This is a genomic window from Pseudoalteromonas sp. SW0106-04 (assembly GCF_001293805.1).
In the GTDB taxonomy this organism is placed as follows: domain Bacteria; phylum Pseudomonadota; class Gammaproteobacteria; order Enterobacterales; family Alteromonadaceae; genus Pseudoalteromonas; species Pseudoalteromonas ruthenica.
The window spans coordinates 159812-182307 of sequence record NZ_BCAI01000003.1 but is presented as its reverse complement, the minus strand read 5'-3'; the positions used below and the strand labels follow the sequence as shown (position 1 = coordinate 182307).

22 protein-coding genes are annotated in these 22496 nt (G+C 40.1%); 20 read left to right on the top strand and 2 right to left on the bottom strand.

The genetic code is table 11. The features are described from left to right. The first annotated feature begins 2 nt into the window (after positions 1 to 2). Positions 3 to 575, top strand: coding sequence for a hypothetical protein (locus W04_RS05485; protein ID WP_157576282.1), 573 nt, complete (start codon positions 3 to 5; stop codon positions 573 to 575). Positions 576 to 628: 53 nt separating this feature from the next. Here W04_RS05485 and W04_RS05480 read toward each other — a convergent pair whose 3' ends face one another. Continuing rightward, entirely contained in the window at positions 629 to 2458 is a 1830-nt protein-coding gene (locus W04_RS05480) for a lipopolysaccharide assembly protein LapB (RefSeq protein ID WP_082342146.1), read from the bottom strand. A gap of 65 nt (positions 2459 to 2523) precedes the next feature. Here W04_RS05480 and W04_RS05475 point away from each other — a divergent pair, with 65 nt between their 5' ends. The 16 genes from W04_RS05475 (at position 2524) to W04_RS05400 (ending at position 17633) form a co-directional block, all read left to right on the top strand. Then, positions 2524 to 3252 (top strand): ABC transporter permease, encoded by a 729-nt coding sequence (locus W04_RS05475; protein WP_053910110.1) that lies wholly within the window; start codon positions 2524 to 2526, stop codon positions 3250 to 3252. Then, entirely contained in the window at positions 3249 to 3956 is a 708-nt protein-coding gene (locus tag W04_RS05470; RefSeq protein WP_053910109.1) for an ABC transporter ATP-binding protein, read from the top strand. Before W04_RS05475 ends, W04_RS05470 begins: the two co-directional genes overlap by 4 nt. Next, positions 3946 to 4854 carry a glucose-1-phosphate thymidylyltransferase RfbA gene (rfbA, locus tag W04_RS05465; RefSeq protein WP_053910108.1) on the top strand — a complete coding sequence of 303 codons (909 nt, stop codon included), beginning with the start codon at positions 3946 to 3948 and terminating at the stop codon, positions 4852 to 4854. The genes W04_RS05470 and rfbA overlap by 11 nt, the downstream gene beginning before the upstream one ends. Further along, positions 4854 to 5408, top strand: a complete 555-nt coding sequence (gene rfbC / locus W04_RS05460; protein WP_053910107.1) for a dTDP-4-dehydrorhamnose 3,5-epimerase — start codon at positions 4854 to 4856, stop codon at positions 5406 to 5408. Before rfbA ends, rfbC begins: the two co-directional genes overlap by 1 nt. Then, positions 5405 to 6277: a dTDP-4-dehydrorhamnose reductase gene (rfbD, locus tag W04_RS05455; RefSeq protein WP_053910106.1), complete on the top strand. Its 873-nt coding sequence runs from the start codon at positions 5405 to 5407 to the stop codon at positions 6275 to 6277. The genes rfbC and rfbD overlap by 4 nt, the downstream gene beginning before the upstream one ends. Then, positions 6264 to 7364, top strand: a complete 1101-nt coding sequence (gene rfbB, locus W04_RS05450; RefSeq protein ID WP_053910105.1) for a dTDP-glucose 4,6-dehydratase — start codon at positions 6264 to 6266, stop codon at positions 7362 to 7364. Before rfbD ends, rfbB begins: the two co-directional genes overlap by 14 nt. Beyond that, the gene (locus W04_RS05445; RefSeq protein WP_053910104.1) at positions 7357 to 9531 is read left to right on the top strand and encodes a hypothetical protein; all 2175 of its coding nucleotides are present in this window, start codon (positions 7357 to 7359) and stop codon (positions 9529 to 9531) included. The genes rfbB and W04_RS05445 overlap by 8 nt, the downstream gene beginning before the upstream one ends. Before the next feature lie 3 nt (positions 9532 to 9534). Next, on the top strand, positions 9535 to 10446 hold the full coding sequence (locus W04_RS05440; protein ID WP_053910103.1) for a hypothetical protein: 912 nt from the start codon (positions 9535 to 9537) through the stop codon (positions 10444 to 10446). Next, positions 10446 to 11441 (top strand): hypothetical protein, encoded by a 996-nt coding sequence (locus W04_RS05435; protein ID WP_053910102.1) that lies wholly within the window; start codon positions 10446 to 10448, stop codon positions 11439 to 11441. The genes W04_RS05440 and W04_RS05435 overlap by 1 nt, the downstream gene beginning before the upstream one ends. Before the next feature lie 101 nt (positions 11442 to 11542). Further along, complete coding sequence (locus W04_RS05430; protein ID WP_053910101.1) at positions 11543 to 12088, top strand: sulfotransferase; 546 nt, start codon at positions 11543 to 11545, stop codon at positions 12086 to 12088. Between the two features lie 25 nt (positions 12089 to 12113). Continuing rightward, a complete protein-coding gene (locus tag W04_RS05425) occupies positions 12114 to 13061 on the top strand; it encodes an FkbM family methyltransferase (RefSeq protein ID WP_053910100.1) in 948 nt (315 codons plus the stop codon). A gap of 172 nt (positions 13062 to 13233) precedes the next feature. Further along, positions 13234 to 14544, top strand: coding sequence for a hypothetical protein (locus tag W04_RS05420; protein WP_157576279.1), 1311 nt, complete (start codon positions 13234 to 13236; stop codon positions 14542 to 14544). 4 nt (positions 14545 to 14548) lie between these two features. Continuing rightward, entirely contained in the window at positions 14549 to 15523 is a 975-nt protein-coding gene (locus W04_RS05415; RefSeq protein WP_053910098.1) for a glycosyltransferase family 2 protein, read from the top strand. A gap of 97 nt (positions 15524 to 15620) precedes the next feature. After that, the gene (locus W04_RS05410; protein ID WP_197275944.1) at positions 15621 to 16511 is read left to right on the top strand and encodes a glycosyltransferase; all 891 of its coding nucleotides are present in this window, start codon (positions 15621 to 15623) and stop codon (positions 16509 to 16511) included. A 55-nt stretch (positions 16512 to 16566) separates the two neighbouring features. Next, positions 16567 to 17280 (top strand): glycosyltransferase family 2 protein, encoded by a 714-nt coding sequence (locus W04_RS05405; RefSeq protein ID WP_053910096.1) that lies wholly within the window; start codon positions 16567 to 16569, stop codon positions 17278 to 17280. Positions 17281 to 17282: 2 nt separating this feature from the next. Beyond that, positions 17283 to 17633, top strand: coding sequence for a DUF2304 domain-containing protein (locus tag W04_RS05400; RefSeq protein WP_053910095.1), 351 nt, complete (start codon positions 17283 to 17285; stop codon positions 17631 to 17633). 38 nt (positions 17634 to 17671) lie between these two features. Here W04_RS05400 and W04_RS05395 read toward each other — a convergent pair whose 3' ends face one another. Then, complete coding sequence (locus tag W04_RS05395; protein ID WP_053910094.1) at positions 17672 to 18820, bottom strand: polysaccharide pyruvyl transferase family protein; 1149 nt, start codon at positions 18818 to 18820, stop codon at positions 17672 to 17674. 135 nt (positions 18821 to 18955) lie between these two features. On the opposite strand from W04_RS05395, the gene W04_RS05390 reads away from it, so the two are divergent. The 3 genes from W04_RS05390 to wecA all read left to right on the top strand — a co-directional run bounded on the left by W04_RS05390 (position 18956) and on the right by wecA (position 22495). Next, complete coding sequence (locus tag W04_RS05390; RefSeq protein ID WP_053910093.1) at positions 18956 to 20260, top strand: flippase; 1305 nt, start codon at positions 18956 to 18958, stop codon at positions 20258 to 20260. Positions 20261 to 20262: 2 nt separating this feature from the next. Continuing rightward, on the top strand, positions 20263 to 21159 hold the full coding sequence (locus tag W04_RS05385; protein ID WP_053910092.1) for a sulfotransferase family 2 domain-containing protein: 897 nt from the start codon (positions 20263 to 20265) through the stop codon (positions 21157 to 21159). 244 nt (positions 21160 to 21403) lie between these two features. Then, the gene (wecA, locus tag W04_RS05380) at positions 21404 to 22495 is read left to right on the top strand and encodes a UDP-N-acetylglucosamine--undecaprenyl-phosphate N-acetylglucosaminephosphotransferase (protein WP_053910091.1); all 1092 of its coding nucleotides are present in this window, start codon (positions 21404 to 21406) and stop codon (positions 22493 to 22495) included. Position 22496 lies beyond the last annotated feature (1 nt).

Sequence of the window (22496 nt, the reverse complement as noted above, 5' to 3'; positions counted from 1 at the left end):
ATATGAAGTTACACTCACTTATTGCAATGGCTGCACTCAGTACGTCTGTGTTTGCTCACGCGGAAGAAGCAAGTGCTGATAAGAAAGACTATGGAAATGTCTGTACATTTAACATGGAATTAAAAAGCAAACCTATCGTAAAGCAACAGGTTTTACCCTTGTCAGAAGGAAGTGAGCTTTATCTAAGGCAGATTACCTCGAAGCAAAATGCGCGAGGAGCAAAGTTAGTCAGCAATATTGTGTGTCAGCATTTGACTGGCCAAACGTATACCGGTGAGCCGCAAGAGTGGGCTGAGTTCATCGACCGAGCTATTTCAGGGTTACTGAAAGCTGGCTTCAAAGACGTTAATGTTACTCGTTTCGCAGGCAATGAGCTTGTTTATCAAGGTGAATTGAATAATTTAGAGTATCAGTTTACCGGGGAGTACAAAGGACAACAACAAGTCATTCGTAACTTTGCAGTACTAGATAAAGAAGAAAACGAACTCATCACTTTTAGTGTCAGTGGTGACAGCTCTATTCAGGACAAGGTCAATGAAGAGTATAAACGGCTGGTAGGCTCTTTCTCATTATAATTAATAAGTACAAAAGCCAAGGCACATGGCCTTGGCTACGGCTTCATTAGACTTTAAAGGAAGTGTGCGAGCTTCCGTTTCAATTTTAACGCCCCGGAGTGGTTTTTATCCCGCGCTAATATTCGCTCCACTAACACCATTGCTTCATTGAACTTACCCTGTTCAGCAAGAGAAACACTCAAACCTAAAAGTACTTTGTTAGGAGCACCTTTTAAGTTACTTGCTTTGCGTAGGTAGTACTCGGCAAGACTCATCTTTTTAGTACGCAAAGACATATAACCAAGGTTTTGTAGGATTACCGACCTGACATACGGATCGCTTATATCCTTTAGAAGTTGATTACCCAATTGATAAGCTTCGGTAATTTCACCTTGTTGGATCTTTAGTACTAAATAGTTTGTGGCCTCATCTCCTCGCATCAACCCTTCGCTTTTTTGATAGCTCTCCTCAAAAAGAGCCAAGGCTTTCTGCTTATCACCATTGTCATAGTAGTACTTAGCTAAATTATTAATAACCCGAGTATTATTGGGATCTAGGTGGTATTCATTTAGATAAAACTTCTCGGGGCTAAGCCAAAATTGGTTTCTAGCAATAGTTAAAGAAATAAGGGTGCAAATAACAACTGTGCTAGGGAACCATATGAAATAGTGCCGTTGAACACTGAGCCGAGATAGAACAGCGGACAAGAGCACCAAGATGCCAACGTTGGGCAGGTAAGTTCTATGTTCTACCGCTAAATCTCGGATGGGTATAATGCCAGATTCAACGATATGGGCACCGTAAAAGAAGAATATACCGAAACTAACTAACGGGAGCGAGCGTCGGTTGTAAATGGCAAAAGCTATAACAGCGCTATGAGCAAGAGCACTCAACCAAATAACCCATGGTGGAAATGAGCCAATCAAAAAAGGATATTCTAAACGGAGGTTGATAGGGGCAAAAAACTTACCGATATACATCCAAAGAATGGGGAGCTGATGAATAAAATAATCCAAACGACTAAACCTGGTTGTTTCCCGGGTATGTTTATCAAGTGCAACCAGAGTATCGGGACTAAAGTGATAAGTTAGAACAAGTGCTCCTGCGATAACAGCAAGTAAACTCAGAACTTGCCTGCGTTTTAAGCTGTTAAAGAAGCAAAGCTCTGCCGCAATGAGAATAACAGGTAATGTAAAAGCATTTTGCTTGGTGAACAAAGCTAACAGAGTAAACAAAGCAAAGGCGAAAAATGCACATAACTTTTGGTTCAGCTGCTGAGCTGTGCGTAACAAGAGGTAACAACATAGGGCCGCTAGGTAAAAAAATGCACTGAGTGCAGCTGTTCGTTGAACAATATAAGTAACGGCTTGGGAGTTGAGTGGATGCACTGCAAAAATGACGGCACATAATAATGGCAGCCACTTGGCAGCGTTATTATGCCTATTAGTTTGGCAATTAGATACGTTTAGAAGTAATGATATGAGCCAATATATACAAAGAGAAACAGCGATATGCGTAAGGATGTTACCCACGTGGTAACCCTCAACACTCAACCCGTGTATTGAATGATTTAGATAGAAGCTTAGGTAAGCGACACCTCTTTGACCAAAGTGTAAAAATACGTCGATAGGGCCACCTTCTGTAAGCATTGTATTATTCTTTATTGAAGGATAGTCGTCGAAGTAGAAGGGCACTTGTAAAGAATTACCATAGGCAATGACAGCCGCAAGTGCTACCAATATGAGCTGCAAGCTCCGGTTACAGAAGGTGTGGTACACAGAATATCCTTTTACGCTTCCTAATAGATTGGTGTAAGGGTAGATAGTAGCATAGCGGTGACTCAAATTCTTTATCTGAGTAGCAGCTGAATGGCGGTTTATGATACCCTTTGCAGCGTTTCTCATTTTATATTTACAGGGTAGTTTTGAACATCTCTCATGTATGCTCCTTGATTCATACGCAAGCAATCATGAAGCTCAAGTCACAAGCAAACACCTTGGTATTAAGCTACCTATGGTGGGTAATAGAACCGCTTTTATATGTTGTTTTATTTTATTTTGTCTTCAAATATGTGCTCTATCGAGGCGGGGAAGACTTCTTTATATTCTTAATGGTGGGCAAAATCCCATTCCTGTGGTTCTCAAAAAGTGTCACTTCAGGGGCAAACAGTCTTGTTGAAAATCGAGGGCTTATCGCTCAGCGCATAGTGCCTAAATACATGTTTCCTTTTGTGAATTGTCAAGAAGCAAGCTACAAACAAGTGATTGCATTTGCGGTTCTATTTAGTGTGCTGATTGCTTCGGGCTATGCGCCAACATCGAACTGGTGGCAGCTTATCCCTCTTATTGTGCTGAACTACCTGCTGATTTGTGGCGTGGCTGTATTATTTTCGGTATTTGTAAGTTACGCCGCTGATTTTCGCATGGTCATACAGTTATTTATGATGGGGTTAATGTTTACATCCGGTATTTTTTGGGATGTGAACATGATTCAAGACCAAAGTATCAAAGAGTTTCTTTTGATTTTGAACCCTGTGGCGGCTTTGATAGACGGATATAGGCAAGTGCTGATGTATAACCAAGACCTTAACGTGCTCTATATGGTTACGACATTTGCCTGGGCGTGTGGAGCGCTTGTTGCGGGCTTAACAATGCTACATATGTTTAATAACACCTTAACTAGGAAGTTGTTTTCATGAGTAACGCAATTATAGAGCTCAAGCGGGTTAGTTTGGAGTATCGTTCTCGAGCAGGCTTGTTTAAACGTTTTACTCATAAAGCCTTAGATGAGGTTAGCTTCACCGTAAAACGCGGCGAGGTTTTTGGTGTTCTGGGGCGAAATGGCTCTGGAAAGTCGACTTTACTGCAAGTGCTTGCGGGTGTTTTTAAGCCGGACTCAGGAGAGGTGTTGGTTTCTCCGAACGTGACTCGTTCGTTACTAACTCTTGGCTTAGGGTTCAATATGCAGTTATCTGGGCGGGATAATGCCTTAATAAGCTGCATGTTTAACGGTTACACGAAACGTGATGCAAAAAGCAAATTAGAGCAAATAAAAGATTTTGCAGAACTTGAAGACTTTTTTGAACAGCCAGTGAAAACTTATTCTGCCGGTATGAGAGCTCGACTTGGCTTTGCTACTGGGTTGCTTTTGAACGTCGATATTCTGCTCATTGATGAAGTCTTGAGTGTGGGCGATCAAAACTTCAAAAAGAAAGCTGAGGCTGCCTTACTAAGTAAAATGAGTGGCGACCAGACAGTCATTTTTGTATCTCACAGTGCAGCGCAAGTAAAGAAACTTTGTGAGCGATGTGTTTGGCTACAAGCAGGAAAGATAGTTGATGCTGGTAGTACGGCAGAAGTAATGAAAGAATACCAAAAACAGGGGAAAAAATATGAATCGTAAAGGGATCATTCTCGCGGGGGGATCAGGAACTCGTCTCTATCCACTAACGAAGGGCGTAAGTAAGCAACTGATGCCTATTTATGACAAGCCTATGATCTTCTATCCCTTAACAACATTAATGTTAGCCGGTATTCGCGATATTCTGATCATCACAACAGAGCATGACCAAGAGGGATTTGTGCGTCTGCTTGGAGACGGGAGTGATTGGGGCATTAATATTGAGTATGTAGTTCAGCCCAGCCCTGATGGTCTAGCACAGGCTTTTATCTTAGGTGAAAAGTTCTTAAATGGTGCGCCTGCAACGCTAGTACTGGGAGATAATATCTTTTATGGTCATGGCTTTTTAAAGCTACTTCATAGAGCCAATAAGCGTCAAGGAGCTACGGTTTTTGGCTATCACGTTGATGACCCCAAAGCATATGGTGTCGCTGAATTTAATAGCTCCGGTCAAGTGGTGAGTCTAGAGGAAAAGCCCAGTGAGCCCAAATCGAACTATGCGGTAACGGGACTATATTTCTACGATAATGAAGTGTGTGACTTAGCTAAAGAAGTGAAGCCTTCAAAACGTGGAGAGCTAGAAATTACCGACTTGAATATGCTTTATTTACAACAAAAAAAATTGAACGTAGAAATAATGGGTCGAGGTTACACTTGGTTAGATACTGGGACTCACAGCAATTTATTGAGCGCAGCGCAGTACGTACAAACAATCGAGGAGCGCCAGGGGTTGAAGATGAGCTGTCCAGAAGAAGTTGCCTACCGCATGGGGTTCATAGACGATAATCAATTTGAGAAATTGGCCCAAGGGTTGGTTAAAAGTGGGTATGGTCAATACTTACTAAAGGTTCTTAAAGATCAAACTAGGCCAAGTGGCGAATTATTAGAGCGATTCTTGTAATGAAAATAATTGATACAGATATCCCAGAAGTCAAAATTTTAGAGCCCAATGTTTTTGGCGATGAACGCGGTTTTTTTATGGAAACGTTCCGAGCTGACTGGTTTAAAGAAAAAGTCGCTGATGTTACTTTCGTGCAAGATAATCACTCAAAATCAAAGCAAGGTATACTGCGAGGCTTGCATTATCAACAGCAGCAAACACAAGGTAAGCTAGTACGTGTAACTGCTGGTGAAGTATATGATGTAGCGGTAGATGTAAGGGAAGGCTCTCCTACATACGGAAAGTGGGTAGGGGTATATCTCAGTGAAGAAAATAAGCGGCAGTTATGGGTCCCGGAGGGGTTTGCTCATGGTTTCTTGGTGACCAGCGAGTCTGCAGAGTTTGTCTATAAGTGCACAGATTACTATCATCCTGAATCTGAAGTATCGATTGTATGGAATGATGCCGAAATCGCAATTGATTGGCCCATTAAAAATCTTACTCCGCAATTATCACAAAAGGATTTACAGGGTCTCTTATTCAACCAAATTCAACCCTTGTTGGTAGATAAATGATAGTCGTAATCGGACACAATGGTCAGCTTGCTTGGGAATTAAGAAGGTTAATACCTGAAAGTGTATGTTTGGGCCGAAAAGATATTGACCTTCAATGTGAAGCCTCTTTGGAGGGGGTTTTGTCACAATACCAGCCTACTGCCATTATCAATGCGGCTGCGTACACTGCTGTGGATAAAGCTGAACAAGAAGTCGAACAGGCCAAATACCTAAACGATGAAGTTGTCGCAAACTTGGTTGCCTATTGCGAGTCACATAAGGTGCACTTAGTTCATGTTTCTACCGATTATGTGTTTGCTGGTGATAAAGGAAGCCCTTATTTACCCACTGATGACTTAGAACCCTTAGGTATTTATGGTCAAACAAAAGCATCCGGCGAGCGCCATGTTGCTAAATTAGCAAATCAGGGTTGTATTATTCGCACGTCATGGGTTTACTCAGAGCATGGTAATAACTTCGTTAAGTCAATGCTTAGCCTCATGTCTAAGAGAGACAATTTGGGTATTGTAAGTGACCAAATAGGTTCACCTACGTGGGCTCGTGATCTGGCAAAAGCATGTTTAGAGGCTGCAACCAACCACTATACGGGTATTTATCATTGGACTGACTTAGGTGTGGCTTCTTGGTATGACTTCGCCTACGCCGTATTTGAAATTGGAAGTGAATTGGGTTTGCTAAATAATGAAATTAGTTTAAGCGCGATTCGTACTGAAGATTACCCAACACCGGCAGCAAGACCTAAGTACAGCGTGCTCGATAAATACGACACTCAGAACAAATTTAAGCAAACACAAATGCATCACTGGCGTAAACAGTTAATTAGGATGCTAACAGAGTTAAAAGAGAATAGTTCAGATGCAGGGAAATAAGACCTTATTAGTCACAGGCGGGGCCGGATTCATTGGCGCTAACTTTGTCCATTATTGGCTGCAAACATATCCGCAAGACAAAGTAATCGTACTTGATGCGCTAACCTACGCTGGCAATAAAGCAAACCTAGACCCGGTGGTGGAAAATAGTAACTTCAAGTTTGTACACGGCGATATTTGCGATCAAGCTTTGGTTGAAAAGCTGTTAAGAGAGAATTCGATAACTACACTGGTACACTTTGCTGCAGAGTCCCATGTTGATCGTTCAATTACTGGCCCTGATGCATTTATAGAAACCAACATCATTGGTACTTATACGTTACTAAAAGCAGCTAAGAAAGTATGGTTAGATGAACCTAAAGAGCAAGGGCTAGAACCCCCCCGGCATCGCTTCCACCACGTCTCAACAGATGAAGTGTATGGTACGTTAGAACCAAATGAACCGGCCTTTAAGGAAGATACGGCTTATGCCCCTAACTCTCCTTATTCTGCTAGTAAAGCTGCATCTGACCATTTGGTAAGAGCCTATCATCATACCTATGGTTTAGAGGTCACTACGTCAAACTGCTCTAATAATTACGGGCCATATCATTTCCCAGAAAAGTTAATTCCTTTAATTATTACGAATATTTTGCATGATAAGCCTTTGCCCATTTATGGTGACGGCAAACAGGTTCGTGATTGGCTGTATGTGGAAGACCATGCGAGAGGAATTGATTTAGTTATTAATGAAGGGCGTATTGGTGAAAATTACAATATCGGTGGCCACAACGAATGGCAGAATATTGATATTGTAAAACTAGTTTGTAAGTTAATGAATGAAGTGTTTGCGGACAACAGTGCATTGGCTGCGCAATACCCATTGGCAAAGGCCGCCGCAATAGGAAAGAGTGAAAGTTTAATCTCTTATGTAGAGGACCGAGCTGGCCATGACCGTCGATATGCGATTGATGCCACTAAAACGACCACTGAGTTGGGTTATAAACCCCAAGAATCTTTTGAAAGTGGAATCGTAAAGACAGTTAAATGGTATATAGAAAATAATGCTTGGTGGTCTGAAAGTTGTCAGGGGAATTTTGATGATTAAAAGTAAGCTTAAAAAGCTATACTATAAAAGTAAAATAAGTGCATTACATTTAAAAATATTAAGTGTCCATTTTGATAAGGCTTTTTATTTAGAAAATAATATTGACGTCACTTTGTCAGGTTTTGATCCAGTTGAGCACTACTTACTATTTGGAGAGTTGGAAAATAGAAAGCCGAATAGAGGCTTCTCTCCAGAAATATATAGAGCCGCAATGATTGAAGGTAGAAAGGTTGAAAGTCTTTTCATTGATTACTTGGAAAGAGGACAATATCAAGGTTCATGTCTTCTTGATATGCCAGAGTTTTACTCCTTGTCCGATAATGAAAAAACAGAATTAATGCATCAATACAATACACTTAAACCTTATTTTGATAAGGACTATTATTGTAGTAAATATAATGTAGACGAGTGTGAAAAAGATCCATTGATGGATTATCTTATTTCAGGGTGGAAGTTTGGGAAGAACCCATCTAGGCAATTTAGTACTGATTATTATTTGGAAAGTAATGAAGATGTAAAATTATCGGGTATTAACCCTTTATATCACTATGTGAACTCAGGCTATAAAGAAGGTAGAGCAATAGCAAATGAGAGCGTTGAAAGTAACAAAGGTTCTTTTGCTACGAGCGAACCTATTGAAGATTCTTATATCAAGGAAGTTATTGAACCTTATTTTGATGTGAATTATTACTTGAAAATGTACCCTGAGGTACTCTCCAATAAGTGCTCACCATTAGTTCATTATGTTGAAAAGGGGTGGAAAGAACTCAAGAACCCGAATGCCGACTTTTCCACTAAGTTTTACCTAGAAGACAACCCTGACGTAGCTGAAGCTAATATAAACCCATATTTCCACTACTTGGTTTCAGGAAAGAATGAGAGAAGGTTCCCAAAAAGACCAGGTGGTGAGAAAGCTGAGAACATATACAAACTAGGTAGCTTGCAATCAATAGTTGAGCAGTGGAAATGTTTGGGCTCTCCTAAAAGTTTGATAACCGAAGCGGTAATTAAGGAAAAATTAGGGGAGCTAAAAAATAAAGTATATCTATCTTTTAGTCATGATGTGTACACAAAAAACATTGGTGGCGTCCAGATATGTGTTGCGCTTGAAGAAAGGGCAGTTTTAGATAAAGGTGCAAGTTATTTGCATATAGCACCTTATCAGCCATTACCTACGTTAGCTTCTACACAAGAAAAGCAATTTTTGGTACATATATCTCTAAATGGTACTTACTTAGGTGTTGCTGATTTAAAGACAGTTGAGAGCGCGCTGCCAAAGGATAAGCACTATACGGCAATATTGCACGCTTTACACGGGCATTCTCCAGAGCTACTAAAAGATCTTTTCGCTCTCATTAATCTCAGAAAATGTTATTTGTGGATACACGATTACTTTACAATTTGTGAAGGTTATAACCTACTAAGAAATACGGTGAGCTACTGTGGTGCTCCAAAGGTAGATAGTAAAGCGTGTGGTATATGTATTTATGGAAAAACTAGAGAAAGTCATATTCAGAGGATAGATAGTTTACTCGAAGGATTATGTGTAGAGGCTATTGCTCCTTCACAGGTTGCCAAAGATGTATGGCTTTCTGCTACAAATGGCAGAACATCATTAGAAAGCGTAAACGTTAACGTTATAGAGCATATTCAATTCCATAAAGAGACGCTAAGATCTTCTGCAAGCGATAGAAAGCTCAAAATAGCATTTTTAGGCTACCCATCATTCCACAAAGGTGGAGAAGAGTTTGCCAAGTTAGCGGAAAAGTTAGTAACTAATGATAGTGTAGAGCTATATCATATTGGGCAAAACCCAACCGAAAACTCAACGATAAACTTTGTCGAGTGTGAAGTTTCTAAAGAAAAGCCTCATGCCATGATTGAAGCAATTCGGGCTCAGGATATTGATTATGTTTTTATCCCAGCTCTTTGGCCAGAAACGTTCAATATCACTTGTTATGAAGCCATAGCTGCGGGGTGTAAAGTAATTACATATCCAAGCTCTGGTAACGTATCTAACTACATCATAAGTAATGATTTAGGCGTTGAAGTTGAAAATGTCGATGAACTGTTATCGATGATTAAAGATGCAAAGCTATTACCAATCAATCAAAAAATTGATAGGGAAGTTAAGTACAGTAAGATGACCATGGAGTGTGAAAAGTAAAGTATGAAAAAGGTAGCAGTATACTCTAGTTTTACATTTAGTTACTTAGCCAAAGCGCGGGTACTAGCTGAGTCATTAAAAAAGCATCACCCTGACTGGGATTTTTATGCATTAATGACCGACTTGCCACCAGTAGAAGTTGACTTCAATGTAGAGGATGAACCATTTGATTCGGTGCTATGGAGTAAGGATATCGGCATTGTTAACTTTGATGAATGGATAAAAACGCATAATATCGTTGAAGCTTGTACTGCAGTAAAAGGCCCTGCTATGCAATATTTATGTGAGCAAGGGTATGATGTCGTTATGTACTTAGATCCTGATGTGGCTGTATTTGATTCTTTGCAGCCATTAATTAACGAACTAAATGATGGTGCAGATATACTATTAACCCCCCATCAACTGACTCCCGAGCATAAAGATGATGCTGTAGCTATTAAAGATAATGAACTTTGTTCGTTGACACATGGCGTTTATAACCTAGGGTTTGTAGCTGTTAATGCAAGTGAGAACTCAGAGGGCTACCGCTTTTCGAAATGGTGGCACGATAGGCTATACCAATATTGCCGAGAGGATATACCAAACGGTATGTTTACCGACCAGCGCTGGTGTGATTTAGTACCAGCTTTTTTTGATAACGTGAAGGTTATAAGAGACCCTGGCTATAATGTAGCAAGCTGGAATCTGTCACAGCGTACTATAACGTTTAGCAATGATGGTGATATCTTAGTGAATGGTAAACCATTAAGGTTTTTCCACTTTACGAAATTAGGTCCAGTAGGCCGTAAGATGACTGAAAGGTACGCAGTTGATAATTGTGAAGTATTTGAGCTATGGCGCTGGTATAAAGAGGCTGTTAAAAAGTCTCATGTTGAAGGGTTGCCGGATAGATATTGGGCATATGGTGCAATCTAGTGAAGAGACTTTATTTACATATAGGTACACATAAAACAGGCTCTACATCTATTCAGAAGACTTGCCTAGAAAATAAAGATGAACTTTTGGCGCAAGGCTTTCACTACCCTACAAGCATTGCTAATAGTGATGGAAATCATAGCGCCCTAGCATGGTTCTTTATGGGGGATAGCCGGGCTGATAATATTGATATTGAAGCTTTTAAATACGAAATAAATAATATTGGAGCAGGTAATTTAATTATCAGTGGTGAAGAGTTCGAGTTCATGGGGGTCGAGGACCTCAATCAAGTGATGGAATTTTTCAATGATTATAATATCACTATAATTTGCTACTTAAGGCCTCAACATGAACTTATTCGTTCGGAGTATATTGAGTGGTTAAAACAAGGTTTGACGTCAGATCAGTTTTCTGTTTTTTGGCGTCTTCAATCAAACTTACCGAGATTCAATTACGAGCTTCTTTATAATAACTGGAAAGAAAAATTTTCTAACTTAGAGTTTAGATCTTTTGACCAAGCAAAAAAGTTGCAGTTAGGTGTGGTTGAAGACTTTTTTAATATTTTAAATGTCAGTTCGTCCAATATAAGGTTTTGTTCTAATCAAAATGAGTCACCCAATAGTAAAGTGGTTAAAGCATGGTTATTGTTAGCAAGGCTTCATGAGCTTTCTGGTGGTAAGGACTACTCTATCGCTGATTATTTGTATAATGTGTCTAGAAGAAATGAAAGGAAGCCACTTTACGAATTACTAATGAGAGTAGCCGAGATCCAGCCCTTAAAGCAACATTCCTCCAAATTTATAGGTTATCACCCCTATGAGGCTAAGCAGTGCTATTCTAGGTTTACTTTATCTAATGAGCAGCTATTTAAGAGCCTAGGTAGCAATCTTTGGTCTAAAGAAGATCTTCAGTTTGCTTCAGAAGAGCCAGTTGCACTGTCTATTGAAGAACTGTCTTCTGCTTATGAGGTATTTAGAGAGTATTATAAAGGTTAGAGCTTTTTACTTAAAAAGTTTTTCTTCTTTTGTAGATGGTGTCAGCTAGCTAAAATATAGCTTGTTTAGTGGTATGTTATTGCATTTTGAGAGTTATTTAGATGATTGATGTAGAAAACGATTATGTGTTCATTTTGGGTGATTCTAGGACAGGAACAACCTCCTTGCACTTGTTCTTTGAAGAATTAGGTTTGCCATCTAAACATTATTTTGTTGAAGAAGCAGGCTTGATTGGACAAGTTCATACAAATTACGAAGTTAATAAAAGAAAAGCTTTAAATTATATAGATAAGAGTGGTTTTAGGTGTTTTTCGGACTATCCTACACGGCCATTCTACAAAGAGTTGCATGAAAAGTACCCAAGTGCGTATTTTATATTATCCAAACGAGCCTCGGACTCTGATTGGAAAAATTCAATGCTTAACTTTTTTAAAAACAGCCATGATATGGATATTGAGAAAGTAAATAAACTGTTTAAGCATTATAAAACAATCAATTGTGACATTCGCACATATTTTGAGTCTAAACCTACAACCAAGTTTATGGAGTTAGTCATAGACTCTCAGAGTGCATCAGACGAGCTGTCGAAATTCTTAGGACTAAGCAGTACTAAAGAGCTTAAGAAGAAGAATAGTTCTAAAGCCTAATTCCATAAGCTTTAAGGTTAAGCCAGTGTTTGAAAAAGTTTGTTCTCGTTATGGCATTATAAATGTTTTTGATGAAGACTTAATTTCTAAGTTTATAAAAAAGTATGGTGAGTGGGCGTTTATAGAGTGTGAATTTATTCATCATGTGCTTTCAAGGCAAAGTGGACCTCACTTGATATTTGATGTGGGTGCCTATATTGGCACCTTTACCATGGGACTAAGTAACCTTGGATTTTCGACCAGTAAGTTTGTTGCTGTAGAAATGAATGAAGGTTCCTTTAGTGCTTTAGCAAGTAATTTGAAAGAGCATATCGAGAATCACTCTCTGATTAAAGGCGCTATTGGTAAGGAGAATCGAAAGGGTTCAGCTTTTAAATTAACTGAAAATAGAGACAATGCTGGGGCAAGTTCGTTAGAGCATCTTGAAGAACCAGTTGGTGATAATGTCAAAATAATTGATCAGTATACGTTAGCCAAACTAGGGGCAATATACGGCCCCCCTGATTTAATTAAAATGGATATTGAAGGCATGGAATTGGAAGCCTTAAAGTACTCCCAAAACTGGATAAAAGATAATATGCCCACTTTTTGGCTAGAGTGCAATGAAAGCGCCAGCTCGCTCGCGCTTTGGGAGCTATTAGACTGGCTTGGTTATGACGTCTACTATTTTGCTTTTCCTTCGTTTAATCCATCAAACTTCAACTCATCAGAAGATAAAATTTTTGGTTGTGCGTATGAAGCAGGGCTTTTAGCTATAGATAATAGCCCAAGCCTTTCAATTGGCAACACGTTTTATGAGCGAGATTGTATTTTTAGTAAAGTGAATAGTGAGCAAGAGCTTAAGCGGTTGATGTGGAAAACACCACGCTGGTCGAAGGAGGAGTGGCTTACGCTTACTAAGGCTGAATTAATAGCGTTGCTTGGTAGAAAAGAGTTAAATAGTGACTTTTCAGAGTTTCTTTTAAATACTTAAATGAAGGGTGCTGATCGCATAAAAATACAAGAATAAAGGTATCAGTATTTTGCTAATTTTTCTTGTCTTATCAAATACCTTCACTGCTAAGTTTTAGCGCGCTTCTTCTTACAAAGCCATGACTAGTGGAGTCTTAAGAGAGCATTATCGAATATTTGGAAAGTATAGCGTTTTGAAAAAGAAAATTATTATCCATGCAGGCCCTGGAAAAACGGGTACGTCAGCTATACAGTCTTGGTTGTCGTCAAATATCGAGCTTCTTAAATCACATGGGATACATTATCCAGCTCATGAAGTTGACTCAAACTCAGTTAGCTCAGGTAACTTACTTAAGGTTCTCAAGAGCGATGGAAAGCATTGGGTTGTAGACGAGGTTAAACTAAAACAATTAGTCTCCGCTTTTGAATCATCAAAGTGTGAGGTTTTATTGCTTTCGTCCGAACACTTTTACAGTGTTATCGAAGAGCTTCATCGAATGCTGCCTGAAGCTAAATTCTTATTATATTTTCGAAATCCAGTCGATATGTTGGAATCAAATTATAACCAAGGGGTTAAGCGTCATGGCTTCACACATAAGTTTTCTCCACCAGAAAAAATAGGAACTGGATACCTTGAAAGGTTTAAGTCTTTACTTTCTTTATTGGGGACCAACCATTTATTTGTACGTTCTTATGATTTAGCTAATCAATTTGATGGTGGAGTGGTTGAAGATTTCTTATCGTTTTTGGGGTTGGATGTTAAACCAGAAAGGAAAAAAATTAATGCATCCTATACCCTAGAAGCGCTGGAGTTGAAAAGGCAGTTAAATGTATTTGAACTTGAGCCTTTAGATGCGAGGGAACTTGACAAATTATTACAAGGCTACAATCAAGGTCTGGTGGGTTATTCGCTCTTCAGTGAGAGTCAATATCTAACCTTACAGCAGAGTTGTCATGAGCAATTAAGAGAACTCTTCAGAAAGTACGATCTGCATAGCCTCCAGAAGTCACTGAGCGTATATCAAAGCCCTCCAGATAAGAATTTCGTCTCACAATATGTTTCAAAAGAACGCTTATCTGAGGTGGTCGATTACATATATAAAAATGACCAATGCTTATTTGAGAATATACATAATGAACTTGCTAGCTTGCTATATAACCCCCTAAGAAGTAGTGATATTTATCATTGCTTTAATGTTACACCTCCCTCACCCCCACCTTTATTGCTAGATAGAATGGTAGAGCAGGTTGTTTCATCTCTTCCGATAGCTGAAGAAAATAAGAGTAAGGTGGCAGTTAGAATGGCTCATTACTTTTTAGGAGAGCTCGATTTTACAAGGGCTATTAAATTTCTGTCTGTAGCCATAAATATGGAGCCTCATGTTGAGAAATATAATGAAGCTTTAGCTAAGGCATATAACCTCCGGAGAAAAAGCATTAAGAAAAAAAACCTTAGAAAAGAAAGGCTCTTTGGGCTAATAAGTAAGCTGTTAAATTTAAGGTAAAGCAATGGGTAGAGTATGTGTGTTATTAGCAACTTATAATGGCAGTTGTTATATAGAAGAACAACTGAAATCATTGTTTGAGCAAAGCTGTCGCCCGCAAAAAATAATCATCAGTGATGACAACTCTACAGACAATACTTGGTCTATTATAGAGCAATGGCAAAAGCGATACCCTTCAATTGTTGAGCTACATAGAAATACTACGACCCGTCATGGGCATGTTGGTAACTTTACTTATTTATGTGAGCTTGGAAAGAAGACAACCTGTAAGTACTTTTTATTTTGTGACCAAGATGATGTTTGGCTTGATACAAAAATAGAAACACTCGTTGAAGAATGTAAGCGCCAAGAAGGAGAAGATGTTGGCCTTGAACCGGTACTGGTGCATAGCGATCTTGAAGTGGTTGATAGCAACCTCAAAGAAATAGCCCCTTCTTTTTTTGAGTATCAGGGTTTGCCTCATGCCTCTGAATTGAGCTTCCCCAAACTTTTTATTCAAAACAATGTTACCGGCTGTGCAAGCCTAGTAAATCGGTGTTTACTAGAGTTAGCAACGCCTTTGCCTGACCAGGTACTGGTCCATGATTGGTGGTTTACACAAGTCGCCCATGCTCTAGGGAAAGTAAGCTTTATTAACAACACCCTTGTTAAATATCGTCAACATGGCGGTAACGCAATTGGAGCCTCAGCGAAACAACAAATAAAGTTTATGTCTCCTCAGCACATACGTTTGCTTATTAACGCAGCAAAGCATTTGAAAAGCAGTTATCTACAGGCTCAAGCTTTATCAAGTAAACTAGAGAAGCAGGCCCCGGGCCTAGCTAAGCAGCAACGTTATTCGTTTGCCTATTTAGACAAACTAACAATCAAGCAACGGTGGTCTTTAGCAAAAGAGTTAGTTAATAATAGACGCTGTCTCTTTGAAAAGACGTTAATGAACCTTGCGATGATATGGCTTATTATCTTCCACTCAAAGTAGACATAATTGAATTGTTCGCTATTTCAAGTAGGAATTGCTCAAGCCATTATTATAAATGTTACTACTGCTTCGTTTCATTATGTAAAAGATAGATTTTGTGATAACTATAGCTATTCCCTGTTTCAATACAGATAAAAACTATATAAAAACAGCGATAGACTCTGTTTGCGCTCAGTCTTGCTCTAACTGGGTCTTGCACGTAGTTGATGGCAATCCGCGTGCTGATTCTGCCCTTCAATTTTTATGTGAAAGCTACTCAAGCGACCAGATAAGGTATCTACGTAACCCTGATGATCATAGCATGGCTGGAAATTGGAACTTTGCGTTTGATAGTGCCAATACTGAACTGGTTAGCTTGTTGCACGATGATGACTTTTTAGACCCTACGTATGTTGCGGAGATGCTTATCCTGGCAAAAAAACACCATTTGGCGTCCGCGTATTTTTGTGATGTTGATATAGTGGACTCAAACAGTAGGGTAAGTAATACTTTTGTGGACGTTGTTAAAACAATAATAAGGCCTAAGTATCACGAAGTCACTCTAAGTGGTGATGTAGGTTTGTCAGCCCTACTCAAAGGGTGTTTTATTTACTGCCCAACTATTGTATTCAGAAAGAGTAAGCTTCCTTCTTCCCCATTTAAATCAAAGTGGGCGATGGTAACTGACCTCCAGTTTTACGCCGACGTTTTGATCTCAGGGGGGAGCATTATAGGTAGCGCAAAGAAGCTTTTTAGCTATCGTCGCCATGAAGGGAATCAAACAGTTCTACTTACCGCGACACGTCGTCGCTTTGAGGAAGAACTTTGCTTCTATCGTTCTCTATGCGCTGAAACAGCTCAGTTAGGTTGGCATAAAAGCTTGTTCCATTGCCGGTATCAACCAATTATAAGGTTACATATTTTGTATCAAGCTGCTAAAGAGTTAATGCACTTGAGAATAAAACGAGTAAAAGAACTTCTTATTCTTTCATTTAGTAAGGCGCGGTAGTTATTACATTAATTAACGGCTACAATAATGGGCTAAACTTTTTCGAGGGATAGAAATGCTTTCTCCGCTTGTGGTGATCCCAGCACATAATGAAGAAAACTCAATAGCCTCTGTGGTTGAGGATCTACATGCTAAAGGTTATCGCAATACCTTAGTGGTGGATGATGCTTCGACCGATCGCACATACTCAATTGCTTCACAGTGTAGCAAGGTCATTTCGCTTCCTTACAACTTAGGGGCATGGAAAGCCACACAAGCAGGCATACGCTACGCTTATGAGCAGGGGATTGAACAAGTGGTAACATTCGATGCCGATGGTCAACATTTAGCCCAAACACTGCCTCCTCTACTAGCTCTACACAAGAGAGAAAACTTTGATATTGTAATAGGCTCTTGCACCTCAAGAGGAAGTTTAGCCCGCCATATTGCATGGGGAGTATTTAGGAGGCTCTCAGGGATTGAGGTGAAAGATCTAACATCTGGGCTTAGGGTATACAACCGCAAGGCTATGGCTGTTTTGAGTTCAGAACAGGCGACGATGCTTGAGTATCAGGATGTAGGCGTATTGCTTTTACTTAAGAATTTTAAGGTGTCTAAGACCGAAGTTCCCGTAAAAATGACACAGCGTGCGGATGGTATTTCTAGGATATTTTATTCTTGGGGAGCGGTTGTTTATTACATGGCGTACACCACGATGCTGTGCTTAAGCAAAGTTTCAAAGACTTACCACCTTTCAATAGATGACGACATAAATCTTGAGAAGGAATAAAAGTGGCTTATTATCAGATATTTACTTCTTTTATAGCTGTAACTTTTTTCATTGTAGTATTCGTATTAATTCGTAGAGACTCTATCCAAATGGGGGCGGCGTTTAGGTGGTTCGTTATAGCTCTAGTTACTTTAATTTTAGGGATTTACCCACAATTATCTAATGTCGCGGCGGAGTGGGTAGGAGTGTCATATCCTCCTATTTTACCAATAACTCTAGCTTGCTTGCTATTACTTATCAAAGCCCTAATTGCTGATATAAAACGAGCTAAAACCGAGGTGAAGTTGGACAGAGTCGCTCAAAGACTTGCAATACTTGAGCTCAATTTGCGTGACCAACAGACTGGTAAATAATCACGGTTGAAACGTTAGTTTTAACCGTGATGCTGCCTTTAAATTAAACTAGCCCAGACTTTTTCCCACATCTGTTTTGTAAGTGACTTATAGTAACTTGCCCGTTGCTCTAGTGTGTTTTTAGTGTTCTCAGAGGGAGAAATTATCTTGCTCAATTGCCCCTTTAAATAGGGCTTATCTAACTTAGGTTCAAGTAAATTGTCGCCCATCTGGTACTCTTTAAACAGCTCTTGATACTTGTGACTCCAACCGGTTGCCAAGCAAGGGACACCTTGGCTGAGTGCGCTGACGCAACCGTGAAATCGTGAGCTGACTACACATTTTGCCTCGCCAATAAGCGCCTTAACTTCGAGAGCATTTTCAGGGGTAATAATACTCGCGCGGTAGTTTAAATGCTTTTGTAGTTGCTCACACAGCACCTTATCATCACGGCCACTGTGATTAAGAATAACAACTTCGGTCATTTCAGCTAACGAGAGCTTACCAAGCATTGCTAATATTTCTATATAATTGTCGTGCCACTGCGTGTTTGTATTTTTGTGGCTGAGCATTTTACTGTTTGGAATGATCACACACTTCCCACTCGCGCAGGCCCCTGATGTTGAAAAATCTTGCGGAAGTAACAAGTTGGTAAAGTCAGGCATTTGTGACGCGTTGATGGCATTACTAAGTTGCCTTACATGCTCGAGAGATACGGTTTCTCTCGGGAAAACCAGTTCAGCATGAGAGAAGGCTATCTCTGCCCAATAGCGATTCGAATCCCGACTAAAAGGGCCTAAAGCTTGCGGCAGAAAGACAACAGGTTTGCCACGGGCTTTCAAACGTCTTACTCGTTGTGCCACTTGGCGTAGAATTAAATCATTCCATTGATCACCATAAGCAAAGCCGGAAGCATCTAAAACTAAGTTAATATCACTCTCAAATACAATGCCCCAGTTATTCCTCAGCCAAGTCCTAAAAAATGAGGGAAAGTAATAAGTGATCCAATTGAAATCATACTTATTCTTCACTAAATTTACCGACCGCAAGGCTCCAACTAATTTGCGTTTTGCGTCGGGTGTATTTACATTGGCAGGTAAGCACAGGATGTAGCTAGAGTTTTCCTTCTCCAGCTGTTGCTTCGCTGCGTAAAGCATTAGCTCAGCTCCTTTGTTCTCAAATTGTACGCCCACCAACTCAACGATCACCTTGCATCTCCATTCGGGATTTAAAATAAGGCGCCAAGCTTACCTGAGTCTTGTCAAATGATGAAGCTCGCAATTGTACTGTGCTCTAAGTTATACTGCTTGGTCTTTCTGTAAAGCTCGAATTTAGGGAGCAAAGTGACTAGGGCGCTAAAAAATACAGCACTGTTATTTGCCGAGCGAATTGTCACGATGGCTTTTGTTTTTGCCTCCAGTATCGCTATAGCTCGTTTTGGAGGAGTTGAACTCTTCGGTAACTATAGCGCTATAACAGCTTTCGCAGCACTGTTTTTACCTTTTGTAGCGTTAGGCCTAAACAATGTGGCCACAGCAGTGTTTCTTCGCTACTCCAAGCATAGCCACTTTTATTTAAGGGTCATTTTCCGAATTAGGTTTCTCGGTGCTGTGTGTACCTTAGGCGCTGCAAGTATTTTGGCTTGGCTTGTGTTGCCTGAGAACCAGCTTCTCGCGATCATACTTGTTACACTGCAAAGCTTTACCGTGATGCATGTGATTGAGTTCTTTTTTATAGCGCAAGAAAAGGTTCAAGTTACGCAGCGAGTGCGTATGGCCGTTATTTCTGCAATTAGTTTGGCTAAGATCTTGGTAGCTTGGTGTTTTCCTAGCCTTATAGCTCTGGTATTTCTATCCGGCTTAGAGTGTGTCTTTATTGCGGCAGGTTACTACTTTTGTTATCGGCATATTCGCGAAGTAGGAAGTATCAACTATAAAGCAAGGTTAAAGCGCCAACGTAAAGTGGCAGCTATTTTATTAGGGCGCTCAAAATGGTTAGTTATTTCAGCATTTGCAGCATCGGTCTACTTAAAAATAGATCAGCTTATGTTGATGTCTTTTTTAGGCGCTGAGCATGTTGCTCACTACGCCGCTGCGGCCAAATTGTCGGAGTTTTGGTATGTTTTCCCTGTGCTGTTGGCTAATGTTCTAACCGCGAAACTGCACCGCTCCAAGAAGCAAGCACGACAGCTGTATAGTCAGAATATTCAGGGCCTTTTGGCGTTGATGGTTATTTTAAGCCTAGTAATTATTATCTTTACATACTTAGTAGCGCCCTTACTCGTTGCTTTGATATTCGGCGAGCAGTACCAACAAGCGAGTGAAATACTTCGTATTCATATTTTTGCTTGCATATTTGTGTTTCAACGAGCAGTGCTCTCAAAGTGGATTATTTTCGAGCGCTTATATCACCTTAGTGCTGTCACCCATGGGTTTGGAGCTGTAGCCAATGTAGCCTTGAATACCTGGCTTATTCCTATGTATGCCGGGGTCGGGGCGGCATGGGCTACGGTCGCAGCGTATGCTGTCTCTAGCCTATTAGCTTTACTTTTTTATAGGGCAGGACGTGTTTTCGCTTGGTCGATGTTAAAAGCTATGTGTTTGAACTTCTTTTATTGGCGCTATATCCGAGGACTATTTAGGAACTAATTATGTTGAGAACTTTTAAGCTGGGGGTAAAGAGGGTTGGCTACGCGTTGGGATACGATATCCAGTTACACCCAATTGCTAAGCGACGTTCCCAGCAGCTTGTATGCTTTGTTCATATCCCCAAGTGTGGGGGGATGTCTATCGAGAGGGGATTAAGACAGCAATTTGCATTACCTGGGGGACTAAGAATTAACCGTAGCGCAGCCATTCAAGCCAGTATTTGCAACCTTAATAGTGATATTGATGGACTTGATGGTGTTGCAAAATTTAGTGATTACCATTGCGAAACGATCAAAACCCTATTAGCTTACCAGTTGTCTCAACAAAATCAGGGGCTTATAAGCGGCCATGTTGCCACTAGTAATTCGATATTGGCAGAGTTCTCAGAACGTGTGCAGTTTGTCACCGTGTTGAGAGATCCTGTAGCTCGTTTTAAATCTAATTATATTTTCAACAAGCTTACGAACCGACTGCCGGTGATGAGCCCTAACGCTTTATGCAGTGATAATGTGTTGGAAGAAGCGTGGCAGATACTGAACCATCGACGTGGTTGGCAAATGGCTAACGTACCGACTATGTGCATTACAGGTAGATATCCAAGGGACCGAAGGGACGCAAAGTACATGCAAAAGGAGTTTATCAGTAACCTCCATCATTATAAGGTGGTTGGTTTTCTAGATAGTTTACCCAGCTTTGGCTCGAAAGTAGAACAAATGCTAGGCAAGAAAGTTGCCTTTGAGCGAAGGAATACCACTGATTCTTTTACTGAAAGTGCAAACGAAAGTGTAAAGCAAGCCTTAACCGCATTTTTTGAACAGCAGGATGTTGTTAATAAGATTGAAGAATTATGCGAATTTGAGTCAGAAAATTACCTATTGGCGAAACGCAAGTTTTCTTAATAGGTAGGCCTTTTGTTAAGCTGTGATGCTACATAAATTCGTGTAAGGTTACACTTCTTTACGGTTTCAGGCTTCTATGAGGTGTTATTTTGCGCGAACATTACGTTAAGCATTTTTATTTTATGACACTTAGCCTATAATTACCGCGCATTATCCGGTGCACGTATTCGTGTGCCCGCTTCAGAATGCGGCTTCTAGGTTTTGTTAAACAGCAAGGTTCATACATCTTAAGGGTAGTTACTTCGTGATAGCTAGTACGTTAGGGATTTTTTTAGGCTCATTTTTGAGTTTGTTTTTTTTCAGGAAGGTAGCTGTTTTTATTAACTTAGTTGATGAGCCTAATGCGCGTAAACATCACAACGGAGCGGTTCCGCTTGTTGGTGGTTTGGCTGTATTCATTGTCGTCTTTTCTTTTTTGTATGCTTTCCCTGATACTATTTCCTCTTCGTATCTATACCTCGCTTGTGCAGGAGCCTTACTATTAGCTGGTGTCGCAGATGATCTATACGATATCAGTTTTAAGTTCAGACTATTACTTCAATTCTTTATCTCTGCACTGATGATGGCAATTGGTGATCTTGTACTTTTCGATGTTGGTGAATTGATAGCACCATTCAATATCAACCTTTCTTATTTTGGTTATTTAATGACGGCAATAGTGGTTGTTGGGGCTATCAATGCATTCAATATGGTGGATGGAATTGATGGTTTGCTAGGAGCATTATCGACAATCACTTTTAGTGCTCTAGGCGTCCTTTTCTACTTCAATGCCCAACATGAGTTGATGACCTTTTGCGTCGCAATTGTAGTCGCTACTATTCCGTATATATTTATGAACTTGGGAATTCCGTTAGGCCAACGTTTTAAAATCTTTATGGGCGATGCGGGCAGCACAGTTATTGGTTTTACTGTCGTGTGGCTATTGCTCGAGGGTTCTCAGGATAAGGAATATTCCGCGTTTTCTCCAGTGATAGCGTTGTGGCTTGCAGCGATTCCGATTATGGATGCGGTGACGACTATTGCTCGACGTATTAAGAAAGGACGTTCTCCCTTTAAGCCAGATCGTGAACATTTGCATCATGTTCTGATGCGGTTAGGGTTTTCGCCGCGCCAGGCCTTGGTCGTTATATGTATTATGGCATTAGTTTTTGCAGGGGTAGGAGTTGTTGCAGAAGTGCAACAATGGCCGCAATACATTATGTTTTGGGTGTTTATGCTTGCTACCGTTACATACTACTTCATTATGTCCAAGGTGTGGCGAATTACCGTTCGTTTAAGAAAAGTGTTAGGTATTAGTAAACGTTCAACTATCTCTTCACCGAATAAAATAAGCTAGC

Coding starts and splice junctions, on each gene's coding strand:
- W04_RS05485 (WP_157576282.1), top strand. CDS start 3: ATGAAGTTACACTCACTTATTGCAATGGCTGCACTCAGTACGTCTGTG.
- W04_RS05480 (WP_082342146.1), bottom strand. CDS start 2,458: ATGAGAAACGCTGCAAAGGGTATCATAAACCGCCATTCAGCTGCTACT.
- W04_RS05475 (WP_053910110.1), top strand. CDS start 2,524: ATGAAGCTCAAGTCACAAGCAAACACCTTGGTATTAAGCTACCTATGG.
- W04_RS05470 (WP_053910109.1), top strand. CDS start 3,249: ATGAGTAACGCAATTATAGAGCTCAAGCGGGTTAGTTTGGAGTATCGT.
- rfbA (WP_053910108.1), top strand. CDS start 3,946: ATGAATCGTAAAGGGATCATTCTCGCGGGGGGATCAGGAACTCGTCTC.
- rfbC (WP_053910107.1), top strand. CDS start 4,854: ATGAAAATAATTGATACAGATATCCCAGAAGTCAAAATTTTAGAGCCC.
- rfbD (WP_053910106.1), top strand. CDS start 5,405: ATGATAGTCGTAATCGGACACAATGGTCAGCTTGCTTGGGAATTAAGA.
- rfbB (WP_053910105.1), top strand. CDS start 6,264: ATGCAGGGAAATAAGACCTTATTAGTCACAGGCGGGGCCGGATTCATT.
- W04_RS05445 (WP_053910104.1), top strand. CDS start 7,357: ATGATTAAAAGTAAGCTTAAAAAGCTATACTATAAAAGTAAAATAAGT.
- W04_RS05440 (WP_053910103.1), top strand. CDS start 9,535: ATGAAAAAGGTAGCAGTATACTCTAGTTTTACATTTAGTTACTTAGCC.
- W04_RS05430 (WP_053910101.1), top strand. CDS start 11,543: ATGATTGATGTAGAAAACGATTATGTGTTCATTTTGGGTGATTCTAGG.
- W04_RS05415 (WP_053910098.1), top strand. CDS start 14,549: ATGGGTAGAGTATGTGTGTTATTAGCAACTTATAATGGCAGTTGTTAT.
- W04_RS05405 (WP_053910096.1), top strand. CDS start 16,567: ATGCTTTCTCCGCTTGTGGTGATCCCAGCACATAATGAAGAAAACTCA.
- W04_RS05385 (WP_053910092.1), top strand. CDS start 20,263: ATGTTGAGAACTTTTAAGCTGGGGGTAAAGAGGGTTGGCTACGCGTTG.